General features: G+C 72.4%; 14 protein-coding genes and 1 pseudogene. 12 read left to right on the top strand and 3 right to left on the bottom strand.

Annotation, left to right across the window (positions count from 1 at the left end; all coding sequences use genetic code 11):
- The 3 genes and pseudogenes from ACESL7_RS03630 to ACESL7_RS03620 form a co-directional block, all read left to right on the top strand.
- Positions 1 to 105, top strand: a pseudogene (locus ACESL7_RS03630) (peptidase); the annotation flags it as partial.
- Between the two features lie 95 nt (positions 106 to 200).
- The gene (locus ACESL7_RS03625) at positions 201 to 4,112 is read left to right on the top strand and encodes a baseplate multidomain protein megatron (protein WP_372891543.1); all 3,912 of its coding nucleotides are present in this window, start codon (positions 201 to 203) and stop codon (positions 4,110 to 4,112) included.
- Complete coding sequence (locus ACESL7_RS03620; RefSeq protein WP_372891541.1) at positions 4,112 to 4,423, top strand: DUF7742 family protein; 312 nt, start codon at positions 4,112 to 4,114, stop codon at positions 4,421 to 4,423. The genes ACESL7_RS03625 and ACESL7_RS03620 overlap by 1 nt, the downstream gene beginning before the upstream one ends.
- A 9-nt stretch (positions 4,424 to 4,432) precedes the next feature.
- Here the strand turns inward: ACESL7_RS03620 and ACESL7_RS03615 are convergent, their stop codons facing one another.
- The gene (locus ACESL7_RS03615) at positions 4,433 to 4,771 is read right to left on the bottom strand and encodes a TraR/DksA family transcriptional regulator (RefSeq protein WP_372891539.1); all 339 of its coding nucleotides are present in this window, start codon (positions 4,769 to 4,771) and stop codon (positions 4,433 to 4,435) included.
- A gap of 80 nt (positions 4,772 to 4,851) precedes the next feature.
- Here ACESL7_RS03615 and cysE point away from each other — a divergent pair, with 80 nt between their 5' ends.
- The 9 genes from cysE (at position 4,852) to ACESL7_RS03570 (ending at position 15,426) form a co-directional block, all read left to right on the top strand.
- Entirely contained in the window at positions 4,852 to 5,658 is an 807-nt protein-coding gene (gene cysE / locus ACESL7_RS03610) for a serine O-acetyltransferase (RefSeq protein WP_372891537.1), read from the top strand.
- Between the two features lie 289 nt (positions 5,659 to 5,947).
- Entirely contained in the window at positions 5,948 to 6,760 is an 813-nt protein-coding gene (locus ACESL7_RS03605) for a TIGR00282 family metallophosphoesterase (protein WP_372891535.1), read from the top strand.
- Entirely contained in the window at positions 6,757 to 7,692 is a 936-nt protein-coding gene (locus ACESL7_RS03600) for a DMT family transporter (protein ID WP_372891533.1), read from the top strand. Before ACESL7_RS03605 ends, ACESL7_RS03600 begins: the two co-directional genes overlap by 4 nt.
- A gap of 81 nt (positions 7,693 to 7,773) precedes the next feature.
- Positions 7,774 to 9,489 carry an SLC13 family permease gene (locus tag ACESL7_RS03595; protein WP_372891547.1) on the top strand — a complete coding sequence of 572 codons (1,716 nt, stop codon included), beginning with the start codon at positions 7,774 to 7,776 and terminating at the stop codon, positions 9,487 to 9,489.
- 346 nt (positions 9,490 to 9,835) lie between these two features.
- Positions 9,836 to 10,909: an ABC transporter ATP-binding protein gene (locus ACESL7_RS03590; protein ID WP_372891531.1), complete on the top strand. Its 1,074-nt coding sequence runs from the start codon at positions 9,836 to 9,838 to the stop codon at positions 10,907 to 10,909.
- 105 nt (positions 10,910 to 11,014) lie between these two features.
- Positions 11,015 to 11,860: an ABC transporter permease gene (locus ACESL7_RS03585; protein ID WP_372891545.1), complete on the top strand. Its 846-nt coding sequence runs from the start codon at positions 11,015 to 11,017 to the stop codon at positions 11,858 to 11,860.
- Positions 11,853 to 12,659, top strand: a complete 807-nt coding sequence (locus tag ACESL7_RS03580) for an ABC transporter permease (RefSeq protein WP_372891529.1) — start codon at positions 11,853 to 11,855, stop codon at positions 12,657 to 12,659. Before ACESL7_RS03585 ends, ACESL7_RS03580 begins: the two co-directional genes overlap by 8 nt.
- Before the next feature lie 18 nt (positions 12,660 to 12,677).
- Complete coding sequence (locus tag ACESL7_RS03575; protein WP_372891527.1) at positions 12,678 to 13,697, top strand: ABC transporter substrate-binding protein; 1,020 nt, start codon at positions 12,678 to 12,680, stop codon at positions 13,695 to 13,697.
- A gap of 61 nt (positions 13,698 to 13,758) precedes the next feature.
- Complete coding sequence (locus tag ACESL7_RS03570; RefSeq protein WP_372891525.1) at positions 13,759 to 15,426, top strand: amidohydrolase; 1,668 nt, start codon at positions 13,759 to 13,761, stop codon at positions 15,424 to 15,426.
- 75 nt (positions 15,427 to 15,501) lie between these two features.
- On the opposite strand, the gene ACESL7_RS03565 is transcribed toward ACESL7_RS03570, so the two are convergent.
- Positions 15,502 to 16,722 carry a lytic murein transglycosylase gene (locus tag ACESL7_RS03565; RefSeq protein ID WP_372891523.1) on the bottom strand — a complete coding sequence of 407 codons (1,221 nt, stop codon included), beginning with the start codon at positions 16,720 to 16,722 and terminating at the stop codon, positions 15,502 to 15,504.
- A 117-nt stretch (positions 16,723 to 16,839) separates the two neighbouring features.
- Positions 16,840 to 18,267: a pyridoxal phosphate-dependent decarboxylase family protein gene (locus ACESL7_RS03560; RefSeq protein ID WP_372891521.1), complete on the bottom strand. Its 1,428-nt coding sequence runs from the start codon at positions 18,265 to 18,267 to the stop codon at positions 16,840 to 16,842.
- Positions 18,268 to 18,386 lie beyond the last annotated feature (119 nt).

Below are 18,386 nucleotides of genomic sequence, written 5' to 3'. Positions count from 1 at the left end.
GTGATTCACGCCTATTCGGGACAGGGCGTCGTCGAAAGCCCCCTCGGCCCGGCCTGGACGCGGCGCATCGTGGCGCGGTTCCGCTTTCCGCAGGGGCCGACGTGAAGCGCGCGGGCGGGGGCGGCCAAGCGCCTTGGAAGGCGCTTGGCAAGGCGCTTCGAAGCGCCTTGCCGGCGCGGGACGGCTGACGGGAGCGAGCGATGGCGACGATCCTTCTATCCGCGGCGGGCGCCGCGCTGGGCAGTTCGCTCGGCGGCACGGTGCTCGGCCTCTCGGCGACGGCCGCTGGGCGTTTCGTCGGCGCGAGCCTCGGGCGCGCGATTGACCAGCGGCTTCTCGGCGAGGGCTCAGAGGCGGTGGAAACCGGTCGGCTGGAGCGCATCCGCCTCACCGGCGCGGGCGAGGGCGCGCCGATCCCGCGCGTCTTCGGCCGGATGCGCGTGGGCGGCCACGTCATCTGGGCGAGCCGCTTCACCGAGGTCGTCACCACCGAGGGCGGCGGCGGCAAGGGGGCGCCGCGCCGCCCGGAGGTCCGGCACCATTCCTACCGCGTGAGCCTCGCCGTCGCACTCTGCGAGGGCGAAATCGCGGGCGTCGGCCGCGTCTGGGCCGACGGGGCCGAGATCGCGCCCGACGACATGGAGATGCGCGTGCACGCGGGCGGGCGCGACCAGATGCCCGATCCGCTGATCGAGGCGGTCGAGGGCGCGGGGCAGGCGCCGGCCTACCGCGGCACCGCCTATGTCGTGCTCGAAGAGCTCGACCTTGGCCGCTTCGGCAACCGCGTTCCGCAGTTCAGCTTCGAGGTGATCCGCCACGAGCAGCCCGACCGCCCCGGCGCGGAGACGGATGTCGCGCGCTCGGTGCGCGGCGTCGCGCTGATCCCCGGCACGGGGGAGTATGCGCTTGCGACCGAGCCGGTGGCGCTCCCGGTCGATCAGGGCCGCTGGCGCATGGCCAACGTCAACACGCCGCTCGGGGTGGCCGACCTGCCCGCCTCGCTCGACGCGCTGGGCCGCGAGCTGCCCGCGTGCGGGGCGGTCTCGCTCGTGGTGAGCTGGTTCGGCGACGATCTGCGCTGCGGCGACTGCACGCTGCGCCCGCTCGTGGAGCAGACCGAGGCCGACGGCCGGGAGATGGCGTGGACCGTCTCGGGCCTCGCACGCGGGCAGGCGGGGCGCGTGCCGATGACGGAGGATCGCGCGCTCTATGGCGGGACGCCCGCCGATGCCTCGGTGGTGCAGGCGATCCGCGCGCTCCGCGAAAGCGGGCAGGCGGTGATGTTCTACCCCTTCATCCTGATGACGCAGACCGAGGGCAACGCGCGCCCCGACCCCTGGACCGGGGCCGAGGGGCAGCCCGTGCTGCCGTGGCGCGGGCGGATCACCGCCTCGGTCGCGCCGGGGCGGGACGGCACGCCCGACGGCACGGCGCAGGCCGACGCCGAGGTGGCGGCCTTCTTCGGCACCGCCGCCGCGTCGGATTTCACCGTGGGCGACGGCGCGGTGAGCTACCACGGCCCCGAGGAGTGGAGCTTTCGCCGCTTCATCCTGCACTACGCCGCCCTCTGCGCCGCGGCGGGGGGCGTGGAGGCCTTCTGCATCGGGACGGAGATGCGCGGGCTCACGCAGATCCGGGGCGCGCAGGGCTTTCCGGCGGTCGCGGCGCTGCGCGCGCTCGCGGGGGAGGTGCGCGCGCTTCTGGGCCCGGAGGTGAAGCTCGGCTACGCCGCCGACTGGTCGGAGTACTGGGGCTACCAGCCGCCCGACGCGCCCGGCGACCGCTACTTCCACCTCGATCCGCTCTGGGCCGACGACGCGATCGATTTCGTGGGAATCGACAACTACATGCCGCTCTCGGACTGGCGCGACGGGGCCGATCATCTCGACGCGGGGTGGGGCGCGATCCACGACCTTGACTACCTGATGGCGAACGTCGCGGGCGGCGAGGGCTACGACTGGTATTACCATTCCGACGAGGCGCGCGCGGCACAGATCCGCACGCCGATCACCGACGGTGCGCACGGCGAGCCCTGGGTCTGGCGCGTCAAGGACATCCGCGGCTGGTGGGAGAATGCCCACCACGAGCGCATCGGCGGGGTGCGGCAGACCGAGCCGACGCCCTGGGAGCCCTGCTCCAAGCCCGTCTGGTTCACCGAGATCGGCTGCCCGGCGGTGGACAAGGGCACGAACCAGCCCAACAAGTTCCTCGACCCGAAGTCGTCGGAATCGGCGTTCCCGTATTTCTCGGACGGGCGGCGCGACGAGACGATCCAGGCGCAGTACATCCGCGCGCTCACCGCCTACTGGACCGACCCGGCGCACAACCCGGTCTCGGAGGTCTACGGCGGGCGCATGGTGGACATGGACCGCGCCTTCCTCTGGGCCTGGGACGCGCGGCCCTTCCCGTGGTTCCCGGCCACGCGCGAGGTCTGGGCCGACGGCGACAACTACGCGCGCGGGCACTGGGTGAACGGCCGTGCCTCGGGGCGGAGCCTGTCGTCCGTGGTGGGCGAGATCTGCGACGCCGCGGGGCTTGCCACCTGCGACACCGGCCGGCTCTACGGCCATGTGCGCGGCTATCTCGAGCTCGAGGGCGGCACGGCCCGCGCCGCGCTGCAGCCGCTGATGCTCGCCTTCGGTTTCGACGCGGTGGAGCGCGACGGCGCGCTCCGTTTCCTGCCGCGCGAGACGGAGCGGGCGGCGGTCCTCGCGCCCGAAGCCCTCGCCGAGAGCGAGCGGCTGGAGGGCATCGTCGAGACGACGCGTGCGGCGGAGGCCGAACAGTCGGGGCGCGTGCGGGTGCGCTTCACCGTGGCCGACGGCGATTTCGAGGCGGGCGCGGAGGAGGCGATCCTGCCCGGCGAGCCGAGCCGGCAGGTCGCCGAGGCGGCGCTGCCCCTCGCCCTGACCCGTGGCGAGGGGCGGCTGGTGGCCGAACGCTGGCTCGCCGAGGCGCGCGTGGCCCGCGACGGGATGCGCCTCGCGCTGCCGCCCTCGGCCTGGGCGCTCGGGGCGGGTGACGTGATCCGCCTCGGCCCCGGGGGCGCGCGCTTCCGCATCGACCGGGTGGAGCAGGGCGAGACGCGGCTGGCCGAGGCGGTGCGGATGGAGCCCTCGGTCTATCGCCCCGCCACGGTCGCCGAGCGGCCGCCGCGCCTCGCCCCCTTCGTGCCGGCGGTGCCGGTCACGGCGCTTTTCCTCGACCTGCCGCTCCTGCGCGGCGACGAGGTGCCCCATGCGCCGCATGTCGCGGCCACCGCCGCGCCCTGGCCGGGACCGGTCGCGCTTTACGAGGCGGCGGAGGATGCCGGTTATGCGCTTGCCGAGGTGCTCGCGGCGCCGGCGGCGATCGGCGTGACCGAGGGGCCGCTCGCCGCCGCGCCGGCCGGCCGGATCGACCGTGGCCCCGCGCTGCGCGTGCGGATGCTCTCGGGCACGCTCGCCGCGACGGACGACGCGGGGCTCGTTGCGGGGCTGAACGCCTTCGCCGTCGGCGACGGCAGCCCCTCGGGCTGGGAGATCCTGCAGGCGCGCGACGCCGAGATGATCGCGCCCGACACATGGCTCCTGTCGCACCGGCTGCGCGGGCAGGCGGGAAGCGACGGGATCATGCCCGAGGTCTGGCCCGAGGGAAGCTGGATCGTCGCGCTCGACGGCGTGCCGCGGCAGATCGACCTTTCGCCCGCGTTCCGCGACGTGGCGCGGCACTGGCGCATCGGGCCGGCGGGGCGCGGCTACGACGACCCGAGCTATACGCACCACGTCCTCGCCTTCGCCGGCGAGGGGTTGCGGCCCTACCGGCCCGCGCATCTGCGGCTCGAGGCGGCGGGCGGCGATCTGCGCGCGCGCTGGGTCCGGCGCACGCGGATCGACGGCGACGCCTGGGCCGCGCCGGAGGTGCCCCTCGGCGAGGAGGCGGAGCTCTACCTCGTGCGGGTGACGGCGGGCGGCGCCGTGCTGCGCGAGGTGCAGGTGAGCGCGCCCGACTGGGTCTACCCGGCCGCCGCGCAGGCCGCCGACGCGGGCGCCGGGCCGCGCGCGATCGAGGTGGCGCAGGTCTCGGCCCGCTACGGTCCCGGCCCCTTCGCGCGCGTCGCGGTGCCCGGCTGATGCGGCCGGTGCACTGGGGCGACGTGACGGCGGCCGCGCGGGCGCTGCTCGCCGCGCCGCCGGGGGACCGCGCGCGCCGGGCGCGCGCGATGATCGAGGCGGCCCATGCCGCGCACCGCTACATGAAGCGCACGGGCCGCGCGCACCCGCGCCTGGGCAACGGCGGGCTCATGGCGCTGGCGCGGCGCAGGCGCCTGCCGCCCGAGCCGCCGCCGTCGGACCCGGAGTTCGCCGAAGGGATCATCGCCGTGCTGACCGCGCTTGCCGCGTGGCGGCGCGATCCGGCGCGGCATGCGCGACGGCGGCGCTGAGCCCGCCCTTTACCCCGCCGCGCAGCTGACGCAGCGCGTCGCCGCCGGGTCGAGGTCGAGCCGTCTGGGTGCGATGGGTTCGCCGCAGTCCTCGCAATAGCCGTAGTCGCCTTCCTCCAGCCGGGCGAGCGCAGCGGTCAGGCGGCGGCGTTCGGCATCGCGGCGCGCCTGCGTCGCGCGCGCCATGGACTGCGACAGGAGCGCGTCCTGCCGCGAGAGCCGGCCCATCGCCTGCTGGTCGAGCGCCACTGTCTCCTGTCCGCTCTGGCCGCGCGCATCGCCCGCGTCGAGCTCGGCGAGCGCGGCTTCGAGCCGGGCGCGCACGGCCGCCGTGTCGGTCACGTCCATCGTGCCCTCTTTCCGTCGTTCCGCTCGGAGACTAGATGCCGCATACTGACAGCACAAACACCACCCGGCGGGAGGACGCCATGCCCGAGAGCCGCGCGAGACTGGCCCAAGTCGATCCCGTCTGGAACCGCATCCGGGCCGAGGCCGAACAGGCGATCCTCGACGAGCCTCTGCTCGGCGGGCTCATCCATTCCAGCGTGCTGCACCATGCCACGCTGGCGCGGGCGCTCGCCTTCCGCATCTCGATGAAGCTCGCCTCCGGCGAGATGTCCGAGCAGATCCTGCGCGAGATCGCGGACGAGGCCTACGCCGCCGATCCGGACCTCGTGCAGGCCGCGCGCGCCGACATCGCCGCGGTCTACGACCGCGACCCGGCCTGCCACCGCTTCCTGCAGCCGCTTCTCTTCTTCAAGGGCTTCCAGGCGCTGCAGTCCTACCGGCTCGGGCACTGGCTCTGGCGGGAGGGGCGTCACGACCTCGCCTATTTCGTGCAGACCCGGGTCTCGGAGTCGTTCGGCGTGGACATCCACCCGGCCGCGCGCGTCGGGCAGGGGATCATGATCGACCACGCGCATTCCATCGTCATCGGCGAGACGGCGGTGGTGGGCGACAACGTCTCGATGCTGCATTCGGTCACGCTCGGCGGCACCGGCAAGGAGGAGAGCGACCGCCACCCCAAGATCGGCTCAGGCGTGCTGATCGGCGCGGGGGCGAAGGTGCTCGGCAACATCTCGGTGGGCGACTGCTGCCGGATCGCCGCGGGCTCCGTCGTGCTGGAGGACATCCCGCCGAAGAAGACGGTGGCCGGCGTGCCCGCCCGAATCGTGGGCGAAGCGGGCTGCGCGCAACCCTCGGTGACGATGGATCACCTGCTCGCCCAGGGCTGAGGCAAGGCCGGTGTGACGATGCGTCCACCGATCGGGCGCATGGCCGGTCACCACCGCCGAAGGAGCGCATGGCCGGCGGTCACCGCCTCGCAGGTGCACCCGATGCAGGCGCGCCACACGGGGCGCGGGGCGCCGCCCGCACCGCTGACCGCGCCGCCGCAGCCATCCGCTCGGCACGCGAGGGCCGCACGCCCGGGGCCGGCCCCGCGCGGCGGCCGGCGGGGCGTCGAACGCCCCGGGCGCCGCTTTTCCCTTGCCGACGCTGGGGCAGCGCCCTACGCCCACTCCCATGAAAATGCTGTTTCTGGGCGATGTCGTCGGCCGCTCCGGCCGGGCGGCAGTGGTTGAGCGTCTGCCGAAACTCCGGGCGGAGTGGCGGCTCGACTTCGTGGTGGTCAATGGCGAGAACGCGAGCCACGGCATGGGGCTCACCGGCGATCACGCCAGGCTCCTGCTGGAGGCGGGGGCGGACGTGCTGACGCTCGGCGATCATGCCTTCGATCAGAAGGACATGCTGAGCTTCATCGAGAACGAGCCGCGCATCCTGCGCCCGCTCAACTACGCCCGCGGCGCGCCGGGCCGCGGGCATGGCGTCTTCGAGGCGACGCAGGGGCGCAAGGTGCTCGTCGCACAGGCGCTCGGCCGCGTCTTCATGAACCGCCCCTACGACGATCCCTTCTCCGAGATCGACCGCGTGCTGCGCGCCCATCCCCGCGGCGGCATGGTGCAGGCGAGCCTCGTCGACATGCACTGCGAGGCCACCTCCGAGAAGATGGGCATGGGCCATTTCTGCGACGGCCGGGCGAGCCTCGTCGTCGGCACGCACACGCATGTGCCCACGGCCGACGCGCAGATCCTGCCCGGCGGCACCGCGATGCAGTCCGACGCCGGCATGTGCGGGGATTACAACTCCGTCATCGGGATGGAGAAGGACGAGCCGATGCGCCGCTTCGTCACCGGCATGCCCAAGGGGCGCTTCACGCCCGCCGGCGGGGAAGCGACGCTCTCGGGCGTCTACGTCGAGACCGACGACCGCTCGGGCGCCGCGACGCGGATCGCGCCCGTCCGCCTCGGTGGACGGCTGGAAGAGACCGCGCCGTGAGCCAGTCCGAGCGCTGGGGGCTGGTCCTCGTCCTCGTGGCGCTCGGTGCGGGCTGGGGTCTGACGCAACCGATGGCGAAGATCGCCGTGACCGGCGGGCACGGACACTTCGGCATCGTCTTCTGGCAGCTCCTGCTGGGCGCCATCGCGCTCGGCGCGGTCAACGCGGCACGCGGCAAGGGGCTGCCGCGCGGGCCGCGCCACCTGCGACTCTACGCGATCATCGCGGTGATCGGCACCGTCCTGCCCAACTCGGCAAGCTATCAGGCGGCGGGGCATCTGCCCTCGGGCGTGATCTCGATCCTGATCTCGCTCGTGCCGATGTTCGCCTTCCCGATCGCGCTCGCCCTCGGGATCGACCGGTTCTCGGGGCTGCGCTTCGCGGGGCTGCTCGCCGGGCTCGCGGGCGTCGTTCTGATCGTCGCGCCCCGCGCGAGCCTGCCGGACCCGGCGATGATCCTCTGGGTGCCGCTGGCCCTCGTCGCGCCCTTCTTCTACGCGGTCGAGGGCAACTTCGTCGCGAGGAACGGCACCGAGGGTCTGGACGCGATCCAGACGCTGCTCGGCGCCTGCGTGGTGGGCGCGGTCCTCGCGCTGCCGCTCGCGCTGGGCAGCGGGCAGTGGATCGACCCGCGTCCGCCCTGGGCGCTGCGCGACCTGGCTGTGGTGGGGATCGCGCTGGTCCATGCGGTCGTCTACGTGAGCTATGTCTGGCTCGTCGGGCGCGCGGGGTCGGTCTTCGCGGCGCAGGTCGCCTATCTGGTGACGCTCTGGGGCGTGCTCTGGGCGAAGCTCCTGCTGGGCGAGGTCTATTCCGGCTGGATCTGGGCGGCGCTCGCGCTGATGCTCGCCGGGCTCTTCCTGGTGCAGCCCCGGCCGCGGGCGATGCTTGCGCGCATCGCGCCAGTGCCGGATACTGCCCCGCGGCGCTGATCGGCGGGAGCGAGCTTGGCGGAATTCATCGAACTCGGCCAGACGGGCGAGGCGGTCGTGGCGCTCGCCGTGCTGGTGGCCATGTTCGCGCTCTTCGTGCGCGAGGTCTACCCGACCGAGGTCGTCGCCATCGGTGGCGTCGCGGTGCTGCTCGTCACCGGCGTTTTGCCCTACGACGTGGCGCTCGAGGTGCTATCGAACCCGGCGCCCTGGACCATCGCGGCGATGTTCCTGATCGTGGGCGCCCTGGTGCGCACCGGTGCGCTCGACGCCTTCACAACGCTCGCCGACCGCAAGGCACGGACCAGCCCGCGGCTCGCCATCGTGCTGCTGATGAGTTTCGTGGTGCTCGGCTCGGCGGTGATGAACAACACGCCGGTCGTGGTGGTGATGATCCCCGTCTTCGTGCAGCTCGCCCGCAGCCTCGGCGTGTCGGCCTCCAAGGTGCTGATTCCGTTGTCCTACGCGGCGATCATGGGGGGCACGCTGACCCTGATCGGGACCTCTACGAACCTGCTCGTGGACGGGGTGGCGCGCACGCACGGCCTCGCGCCCTTTACCATCTTCGAGGTCACGCCGCTCGCCCTCGTGCTCGTGGCCTGGGGCATCCTCTATCTGCGGGTCGTGGCGGTCCGGCTGCTGCCCGACCGCGACAGCATGGCGGGCCTGCTCTCGGACCGGTCGCGCATGAAGTTCTTCACCGAGGCGGTGATCCCGCCCGAGTCGAACCTGATCGGGCGCGAGGTGCTCGACGTGCAGCTCTTCAAGCGCGAGGGCGTGCGGCTCGTCGACGTGGTCCGCAACGACGAATCGCTGCGGCGCGACCTTGAGGGGGTGACGCTGCAGGTGGGCGACCGCGTGGTTCTGCGCACGCAGATGACCGAACTCCTGAGCCTGCAGCGCAACAAGTCGCTCAAGCGCGTCGATCAGATCTCGGCCAAGGAGACGACGACCGTCGAGGTGCTGATCACGCCGGGCGCGCGCATGGTGGGCCGGCGCCTCGGCGATCTGCGCCTGCGGCGGCGTTACGGGGTCTATCCCCTCGCCGTGCACCGGCGGAACCAGAACATCGGGCGCAAGATCGACGATCTCGTGGTGCGCGTGGGCGACACGCTGCTCCTCGAGGGGGCGCCGGAGGACATCAAGCGCCTCGCGCAGGAGATGGGGCTGGTGGACGTCTCGCAGCCCTCTGCGCGCGCCTTCCGGCGCGGCCACGCGCCCGTCGCGCTCGGCGCCCTGCTGGGCGTCGTCGGGCTGGCGGCGCTGGGCGTCGCGCCGATCCTGCTTCTTGCCGTCGTGGCGGTGGCGGTGGTGCTGCTCGGGCGCTGCATCGACGCGGAAGAGGCCTTTTCCTTCATCGAGGGGCGGTTGCTCGCGCTGATCTTCTCGATGCTCGCGGTCGGCGCTGCGCTTGAAAGCTCGGGTGCGGTGGACCTGATCGTGGGGGGCGCTGCGCCGTTCCTTTCGGGGCTTCCCGCGCCGGTCGTCGTCTGGGCGGTCTACCTGCTGACCTCGGTGCTGACCGAGCTCATCTCGAACAACGCCGTGGCGGTCGTGGTCACGCCGATCGCCATCGGTCTCGCGCAGGCGATGGGCATCGATCCGCGCCCGCTCGTCGTGGCGGTGATGATCGCCGCCTCGGCGGCCTTCGCGACGCCGATCGGCTATCAGACGAACACGCTCGTCTACGGACCGGGCGGCTACCGCTTCACGGATTTCATGAAGGTCGGCATCCCCCTCAACCTGAGCATCGGGGCGATCTCGGCGTTCATGATCCCGCTGATCTGGCCGCTCTGACGGTGCGGGAGGGGGCGGGGCGCCCTGAGCCCTGCCCGCCCTGCGGAGTGGGGCCGAGATCAAGATGACGGGCGCTGCGGCACACGCGATCGCAGGGGGTGCACCCGCGCCGGGCCGGGTGTGTGGGTCTGCGGATCCGGGGCCGCCGGCCGGGGCGCCGCGAGGGAGCCTTTCGCAAATGCCTCCCGATCGCGCAGCGACGCGGTTCGGCGGGTCGCCGGGCCGGAATCCGGGCTGGTGCCCCGGGCCGGCCGAGTGATCGCGGCTTGAAGCGGGGCGCGCGGGGTGCTTGTGTGTCGGCCAGGGCACGCAGAGGCCCGGGGGCAGGACCGGGAGGCCCGAACGCATGATCGAGATCGACCGCGTGACCAAGGTCTTCGGATCGGGGAACGCTGCTTTCAGGGCGCTCGACACGGTCAGCGTGACGATCCGGCAGAACGAGTTCTTCACCCTGCTCGGCCCCTCGGGCTGCGGCAAGACCACGCTCCTGCGGGTCATGGCGGGCTTCGTCGACCCGACCGAGGGGGCTGTCACGCTCGAAGGGCAGGATCTGCTGCGGCTCGCGCCGTACGAGCGCCCGGTGAACACGGTGTTCCAGTCCTACGCGCTCTTTCCGCACATGACGGTGGCCGAGAACATCGGCTTCGGCCTCGAGATGCAGGGCAAGCCGAAGAGCGAGGTGCGCCGCACGGTAAGCGACATGCTGGAGCTCGTGCGCATGTCCGAGCTCGCCGACCGGCGCACGAGCGAGATTTCCGGCGGGCAGCAGCAGCGCGTGGCGCTCGCGCGGGCGCTGGCGCCGCGGCCGCGGGTTCTGCTGCTGGACGAGCCGCTCTCGGCGCTCGACTTCAAGCTCAGGAAGGACATGCAGCTCGAGCTCAAGCGGCTGCAGTCCGAGACGGGGATCACCTTCGTCTTCGTCACCCACGATCAGGAGGAGGCGCTGACGATGTCGGACCGGATCGCGGTGATGAACGGAGGCGCGATCCGCCAGATCGGCAGCCCGCGCGACATCTACGACCATCCCGCCGAGCGCTTCGTGGCCGATTTCATCGGGGACACCAATTTTCTGGAGGCGGAGCTGCTGCGCGTCGCGGGCGAAGAGGCGGAGATTCGCCTCGCCTCCGGCGCGGAAGTGGCCGCGCGCGCGGCCGCGGGCGGCGCGCAGGCGGGGCCCGTGACGGTCGCCGTGCGCCCCGAGCATGCCGATCTGGCACCGGAGGGCGAGGGGCTCCTGCCGGGGCGGCTCGATGACGTCGTCTATTTCGGGACGGACACGCATTTCCACATCGCCCTCGACGCGGGCGGACGCTTCGTCGTGCGTCGCCAGAACCAGCCCGAGCGCACCGAGACGCGCGCGCCGGGCGATCGTGTCGCCGTGCGCTTCGGCGCCGGTGTCGGCCAGGTGCTGAGGGACTGAGCCATGGCCGAGACCGCCTCCGTTCCCCCGGCGCCGCCCCGCGATCTCGCCGCCGCGCGCAGACGCGAGGAGCGGCGCACGCGTGCCCTTCTCCTTGCGCCGGCGATGGCGATCCTGATCTTCGCGGCCTCCGGGCCGCTGCTGATCGTGCTGGCCTATTCCTTCCTGACGCCGGGCGACTACGGCGGCGTGGTCTGGGAATTCTCGCTCAAGGCGTGGTTCAACGTCTTCGCCGAGCGCGATTTCTTCACGGGGGAAATCGAGCTCGCCGACGCGCATCTCTCGATCTTCTGGCGTTCGATCAAGCTGTCGCTGATGACGACGGCGCTCTGCCTGCTGATCGGCTTCCCGACCGCCTATTTCATCGCGACGCGCCGGCGGGAGACGCGCGATTTCTGGATGCTGCTCATCATCATCCCGTTCTGGACCAACCTCCTGATCCGGACCTTCGCGATCATGGAGCTGATCCGGAACGAGGGCACGGTGAACAGCTTCCTGATCTGGGCGGGGCTGATCGATTCGCCCATCCAGATGATGTTCACCGAGTTCGCGCTCCTTGTCGGCATGGCCTACGTCTATCTGCCGCTGATGATCCTTCCGGTCTACGCCTCGCTCGAACGCTTCGACTTCCGCCTCGTCGAGGCGGGCTACGACCTCTACGCCGGGCGCTGGCAGGTTCTGCGCCGCATCATCCTTCCGATCTCGAAGCCGGGCGTGGTGGCGGGCTCGATCCTCGTCTTCGTGCCCTGCCTCGGCGCCTATGTGACGCCGCGGGTGCTGGGCGGGGGCAAGCAGATGATGCTCGGCAACTTCATCGAGCTTCAGTTCGGGCAGGGGCGCAACTGGCCGCTCGGCGCGGCGCTGGCGCTGGCGCTTCTGGTGATCGTGATGGTGGCGCTCATGGTCTACGTGCGCGCCGTCGGCCGCGAGGAGGGCGGGCAGCATGGCTAGGGGGCGCGGCTTCGACGTCACGCGGCTGCCGGGGTTCACCACGGTCGCGATCCTGTGCTTCGTGCTGCTCTATGCGCCGATCGTCCTGCTGGTGATCTTCTCCTTCAACGAGAGCGTCTCGGTCTCGGAGTGGCAGGGGCTGTCGCTGCGCTGGTATCGCTCGGCACTGGAGAACGAGCAGGTGCAGGCCGCGACGATCCGCTCGGTGGTGATCGCCTCCGCCGCCTCGCTGATCGCCACCTCCGCGGCGGTGGGCGCGGCGCTCGCCACCACGCGGACGCGGCCGTGGCGGGGCCAGACCCTCGCCTTCGCGCTCGTCAACCAGCCGCTGATGGTGCCCGAGGTGGTCACGGCCGTCGCGCTCCTGATCTTCTTTTCCATGATCAAGGTGGCGACAGGCTACACCGGGCTCTGGTATCTTATCATCGCGCACACGGCCTTCTGCATTCCCTTCGCCTATCTGCCGGTGCGCGCGCGGCTGCAGGGGATGGACCTGACCCTCGAACAGGCGGCGGCCGATCTCTACGCGACGCCCTGGCAGGCCTTCCGCAGGGTGACGCTGCCGCAGCTCTGGCCCGGCATCCTCGCCGGTGCCATGCTGGCCTTCGTGATCTCGCTCGACGACGTTGTGATCACGGAGTTCGTGAAGTCCGCCGGGCAGGATACCCTGCCCACCTACATGCTGGGGCAGCTCCGCCGGGCGGTCACGCCCGAGATCAACGCGATCTCGACCGCGCTGCTCGCCGTTTCGGTCGTGCTGGTGATGGCGTTCTTCTTCCTCAGCCGAAGCAGGACATGACCAAGGAGGTATGAGACGATGCAACGACTTCTGACCACGGTGGCCGTGCTGGCCACGGCCGGCCCTGCGTTCGCGCAGGAACTCAACATCTACAACTGGGGCAACTACACCAGCCCCGAGATGATCGAGAAATTCGAGGAGGAGACCGGGATCGAGGTCTCGATCACCGACTACGACAGCAACGACACCGCGCTCGCCAAGATCCAGGCCGGGGGCCACGGCTTCGACATCGTCGTGCCCTCCGGCACCTACGTGCCGATCTACATCGAGGAGGGGCTGCTGATGGAAGCCCGGCCCGACCGGATGGAGAACTTCGAGCACATGGCCGACCGCTGGCGCGACCCGGACTTCGATCCCGGCCGGCGCTACACGGTGCCGTGGCAATGGGGCACGGTGGGCATGGCCGTGAACACCTCGGACTATGACGGCGATATCAACACGGCCGCGATCTACCTCGACCCGCCGGAGGAACTCCAGGGCAAGATCAACGTCATCCCCGAGATGATGGATGTCATGTCCATCGCCATCTACTACGTCGGCGGCGAGCAGTGCACGGAAGATCGCGAGACGCTGAGCGAGGTGCGCGACCTGCTGATGGAGGCCAAGCCGCACTGGCTCTCGATCGACTACAGCACCGTCGAACGCCTCGCCGCCGAGGACATCGCGGCGAGCATCACCTGGAACGGCGCGGCGCTGCGCGCGCGGCTTCAGAACGAGGACATCGCCTTCGGCTATCCCGAGACCGGGTTCCCGGTCTGGTCCGACAACCTCGCGATCCTCTCCGACGCGCGGAACGTCGAGGAGGCGGAGACCTTCATGAACTTCGTCATGGAGCCTGAGAACGCCGCGATGCTCTCGAACTTCGCGCGCTACGCCAACGGCATCGCCGGATCGGAAGAGTACATGGACGAGGTCATGGCCACCGCGCCCGAGGTCGTCGTGCCCGAGGACCTTGCCGACGCGGGCGTCGATTCGCGCATCTGCCCGCCCGAGGCGCAGCAGATCTACCGCGCGATCTGGACCGACGTGCTGAAATGATCCGGGGGCGGGGGCGCCCTGCGCGGCGCCCCCGCGTCCGCCATCCGAGGAAGGAGCGCGCATGTCCGAGACCCCCGATCTGGTCATCCTGAACGGCCGGCTGCTGACCTTCGACGCGGCCAACCCGACGGCCGAGGCGCTCGCCGTCGCGGGCGGTCGCATCGCGGCGGTGGGATCGACCGCCGAGATCCGCGGCCTCGCCGGGCCGGGCACCCGCGTCTTCGACGCGCAGGGCTCGACCGTGCTGCCGGGCTTCATCGACAGCCACGTGCACCTCTTCGGCGGCTCGGTGGAGCTCGACTACCTGAACCTCTACGGCGTCACGGGCCTCGACCGGCTGACCGAGCTCGTGCGCGCCGAGGCGCTGCGCTGTCCCGACGACCGGGTCGTCTTCGCGGTGCAGGCCGACTACGACATCATGGCCGAGGGCCGCGCCACCACGCGCCACGACCTCGACCGGGTGCTGCCCGACCGCCCCTTCGCCATGTTCGCCGCCGACCATCACACGGTCTGGGCCAACACCCGGGCGCTGGAGCTCGCCGGCATCCTGCACGGCGGCGACACGGAGGCCGGCGCCGAGATCGTCATGGCGCCCGACGGCACCGCCGCGGGCGAGCTGCGCGAGCCGGGCGCCTACAAGCCCGTGCTGCGCCACACCCGCTACGGCGGGCGCGACATGGAGGGGCTCGTGACCGGGGCGAACCCCGACCCGATGCCGGGCCCGATCGACCGCGCGCGCGACCGTGACGCCATCGCGGCGGGCCTGCGCCACTGCGCGAGCCACGGCATCACCGGGCTGCACAACATGGACGGCAATGTCTACACCGGCGAGCTTCTGGAGGAGCTCGACGCCGAGGGCGCGCTCCTCTGCCGGACGGAGGTGCCCTTCCACCTCAAGAGCGGCGATCCCCTCGACCGGCTCGAGGAAGCCGCCGAGATGCGCCGCCGCTTCGCCGGGGACCGGCTCTGGACGAACCGCGTGAAGATGTTCATGGACGGCGTGATCGAGAGCCGGACCGCGCTCATGCTGCGCCCCTATCCGGGGACGGATCACATCGGCGACCCGGTCTTCGCGCCTGATCACTTCGACGAGGCCTGCGTCCGGATCGACGCGATGGGGATGCAGATCGCAACGCATGCGATCGGCGATCTCGCCATCCGCCGCACGCTCGACGGCTACGCGCGCGCGCGGGCGGTCAACGGCCCGCGCGATTCGCGCCACCGGGTCGAGCATATCGAGGTGCTCGCCCCCGACGATCTGCCGCGCTTCGCCGCGCTCGGCGTCGTCGCCTCGATGCAGCCCGGCCACGCGCCGCGCGGGCACATCTTCCCCGAGCACGGGCTCGACCAGGTGCTGCACCCGGATCAGATCCCGATGGCCTTCGCCTGGCAGACGATCCGCGAGACGGGCGCGCGCGTCTGTTTCTCCACCGACTGGCCGGTGATCCAGGTCGACGTGATGGACAGCGTGCGCGCCGCCGTGGGTCCGCTCGAGATGCCGGCGCCCTGGGTGGACCAGACGCAGCGCCTCGAGGACACGCTGCGCTCCTACACCCTCGACAACGCCTGGGTGGAGTTCGCCGAGACCCGCAAGGGCCGGCTCGCGCCCGGCTACCTCGCCGACATCGCGGTGATGGACCACGACCTCGCCGCCATGGCGCCCGCGCGGCTGAACACCGCGCGCGCGGCCCTCACCGTGATGGACGGGCGCGTCACCTGGGAAGCGTGAGCGAAGGGCCTTGCAAGGCCCTTCGCAGGCCGCTTGCACGCGGCCTGCCAAGCGGTTTCGAAACCGCTTGGCCGCTCAGCCCGCGAGCCGCGCGAGGAGCGCCGGCGAGGGGGTGCCCGTGACCGCGAGCCCCTCGGCGCGCTGGTAGCCTTCGATGGCCGCGCGCGTGGCGCTGCCCAACACGCCGTCCGCCGGCCCGGGCTCGAAGCCCGCCGCGGCGAGGCGGCGTTGCAACGTCTTGCGGTCCGCGAGCGTCAGGCCGAAGGTGTCGGGCGGGAAGGCGCCGACGAGCGGCCCGCCCCCCGCGATCCGGTCGGCGAGGTGGCCGACGCCGATCACGTAGTTCACCGCGTTGTTGTAGCGTGCCAGGACCTCGAAGTTGGCGAAGGCGAGGAACGCGGGCCCGCGCGTGCCTTCGGGCCGGATCAGCGCCGCGGCCCCGCGGTCGGGCAGCGCCCCGCCGCCCGCCCGCGTCACGCCTGCCGCGCGCCAGTCGGCCACCGGGCGCTGCCGCCTCCGCCCGCCATCGAGCCCGGCGGGCGCCTGCACCTCCATCCCCCAGGGCTGCCCGCGCCGCCAGCCCATGCGCTCCAGGTAGGCGGCGGCGGAGGCCAGCGCGTCGGCCGGATCGGCGCCCCAGACGTCGCGCCGCCCGTCGCCGGTGAAATCCACCGCGTAGGCCGCGTAACTCGTCGGGATGAACTGCGTGTGCCCCATCGCGCCGGCCCAGCTTCCCACGAGGCGGTCCGCCGTCGTCTCGCGCGCCTCGAGGATGCGCAGCGCCGCGAGAAGCTGGCGCTCGAAGAAGGCGCCGCGCCGCCCCTCGAAGGCGAGCGTCGCCGTCGCGGCGACCACCGGGATGTCGCCCATCCGCGTGCCGTAGCGGCTTTCCACCCCCCAGATCGCGGTGACGACCTCCGGCGGCACGCCGTGGCGCGCCTCGATCCCGGACAGCAGATCGGCGTGGCGCCGCCGCAGGCGCCGGCCCTCCGCGATGCGCGCCTCGGTGGCGACGAGGGCGAGGTAATCCTCCAGCGTGCGCGTGAACTCCGCCTGCGAGCGGTCGCGCTCGATCACGCCGGGCAGGAAGGCCGCGTCGCGGAGGCCACGCTCCAGCGTCGCTTCGCCGATGCCGTTCGCCGGCGCGCGGGCGCGGAACTCTGCCAGCCAGGCGTCGAAGGCCGGGTTGCGCGCCGGCCGCATCGCGGGCGCCGCGCTCTCGATGAGGTCCCCGCCGCAACCGGCCAGCGCCAGCGCGCCCAGTCCCGTCAGGATGTGTCGCCGTGTGCGTCGCATCCAAACCCGCCGCCTGTCATGCCCGCGAAACCTAGCGCAGGCGCGCGCCCCGCGCCACGCCCCCGCGCATGCCAAAGATCGGAAGTCCCCGGGGCCGAGCCCCCCGCCGCGCCCGGCTCAGAGCGCCGCGGCGAGGCGATCGAGCGTGCCGCGCAGGTCGGCCTCGGTCGTCAGCGGGTTGATCGTGCAGAGCCGCAGCACGCTCCGCCCGCCGAGGGAGGTGGTGGTCACGCAGGCGTAGCCGCTCTCGGCGAGGGTGCGCGCGGCGGCCTCGTGGGCGGCCGCGTCCGCGCCGCGGCCGGCGAAGCAGACGATGCCGAGTTGCGCCGGCGTCACCACCTCCCAGGTCTCCGGCGCGGCGCGCAGCATCGCCTCGGCGGTCTCAGCGAGCTCCAGCCCCGCGCGCACGGCGTCGCGGAAACGCCCGGCGCCATAGGTGCGCAGCGACATCCAGAGCTTGAGCGCGCGCGAGCGCCGCGAGAGTTCGAGGCTGCGGTCGCCGAAATTGACCTCCCCCGCACCCTCGCGCACGTCGCGCAGGTATTCCGGGTGGATCGAGAACGCCCGCTCCAGCGCGCCCGGCCGGGTGACGAGGCAGACGCCCAGGTCGTAGGGCTGAAAGAGCCACTTGTGCGGATCGAGGGCGAGGCTGTCGGCGCGCTCGAGCCCGGCGAGCGCGGCGCGCCCCTCCTCCGTGATCGCGGCCGGCCCCCCGTAGGCGCCGTCGACGTGCAGCCAGAGCCCCTCTGCCGCGCAGATCTCCGCGATCCCGGGCAGCGGATCGACGGCGCCGGTGTTCGTCGATCCGGCCGTCGCCACGACCATCATCGGCCGCCGCCCGGCCGCCCGGTCGCGCGCGACGGCGGCGCGCAACGCCTCGGCGGACATGCGCCAGCGATCGTCGGCGGGAAGCCGCGCGATCTCGTCCTCGGCGAAGCCGAGCGCGCGGAGGTTGCGCGGCAGCGAGGCATGCGTCTGATCGGTGAGATAGGCCACGCCCGCCCCCATCTCCGCGCGCGCCACGGCGAAGCCGGTGAGATTGCCCATCGAGCCGCCCGAGAGCAGCACGCCCTCGGTCTCGCCGGGCATCCCCAGCATCCCGGAGAGCCAGTCGAGCGCGACGAGTTCCACCGTCGCCGGGCCCGAGGCGCCACCCCAGCTCGCGCAGATGGTGTTGAAGCCGGTGCCCATCCACTCGCCGAGAACAGCGGCGAAGGCGGCGGGGCCGGGGACGCGCGCGAAGTAGCGCGGGTGATCGCCGTGCTGCTGATGCGCGAGGGCGACCTCGGCCATGAGATCCAGCGCGGCGTCCGGGTCGCCCGGCGCCTCCGGCAGCGGCCCGCCGAGGCGCGCGCGCAGATCCGCCGCGTCGCCCGTCAGGATCGCGGGCTCCTGCCCGCGGGCCATGGCGCGGTCCACCACCATGTCCACGACCTTGTGGCCGAGGCGACGCATCTCCTCGGCGTTGAGGCCGAGCGTGTCGGCCGGCACCTCCGGCATGGCCGCCAGATCGGGGAAGGGGCGGGAATCGTCGCGGTCGCTCATCCGGTCCTCCTGGGCCTCTGCCGGTGATCCAACGGATCGACGGCGAGGGCAAGCGGGAAGGGGGCGCGCGCCCCCGGCCCACCGCGCGGCCGGCGGGCGCGCGGGGCGGGGCGGGCGCC

Origin of the sequence: Rhodosalinus sp., from assembly GCF_041685465.1 — a bacterium.
In the GTDB taxonomy this organism is placed as follows: Bacteria; Pseudomonadota; Alphaproteobacteria; order Rhodobacterales; family Rhodobacteraceae; genus Rhodosalinus.
The sequence above is the reverse complement of the archived record's forward strand: the minus strand, read 5'-3'. Positions and strand labels throughout refer to the sequence as shown.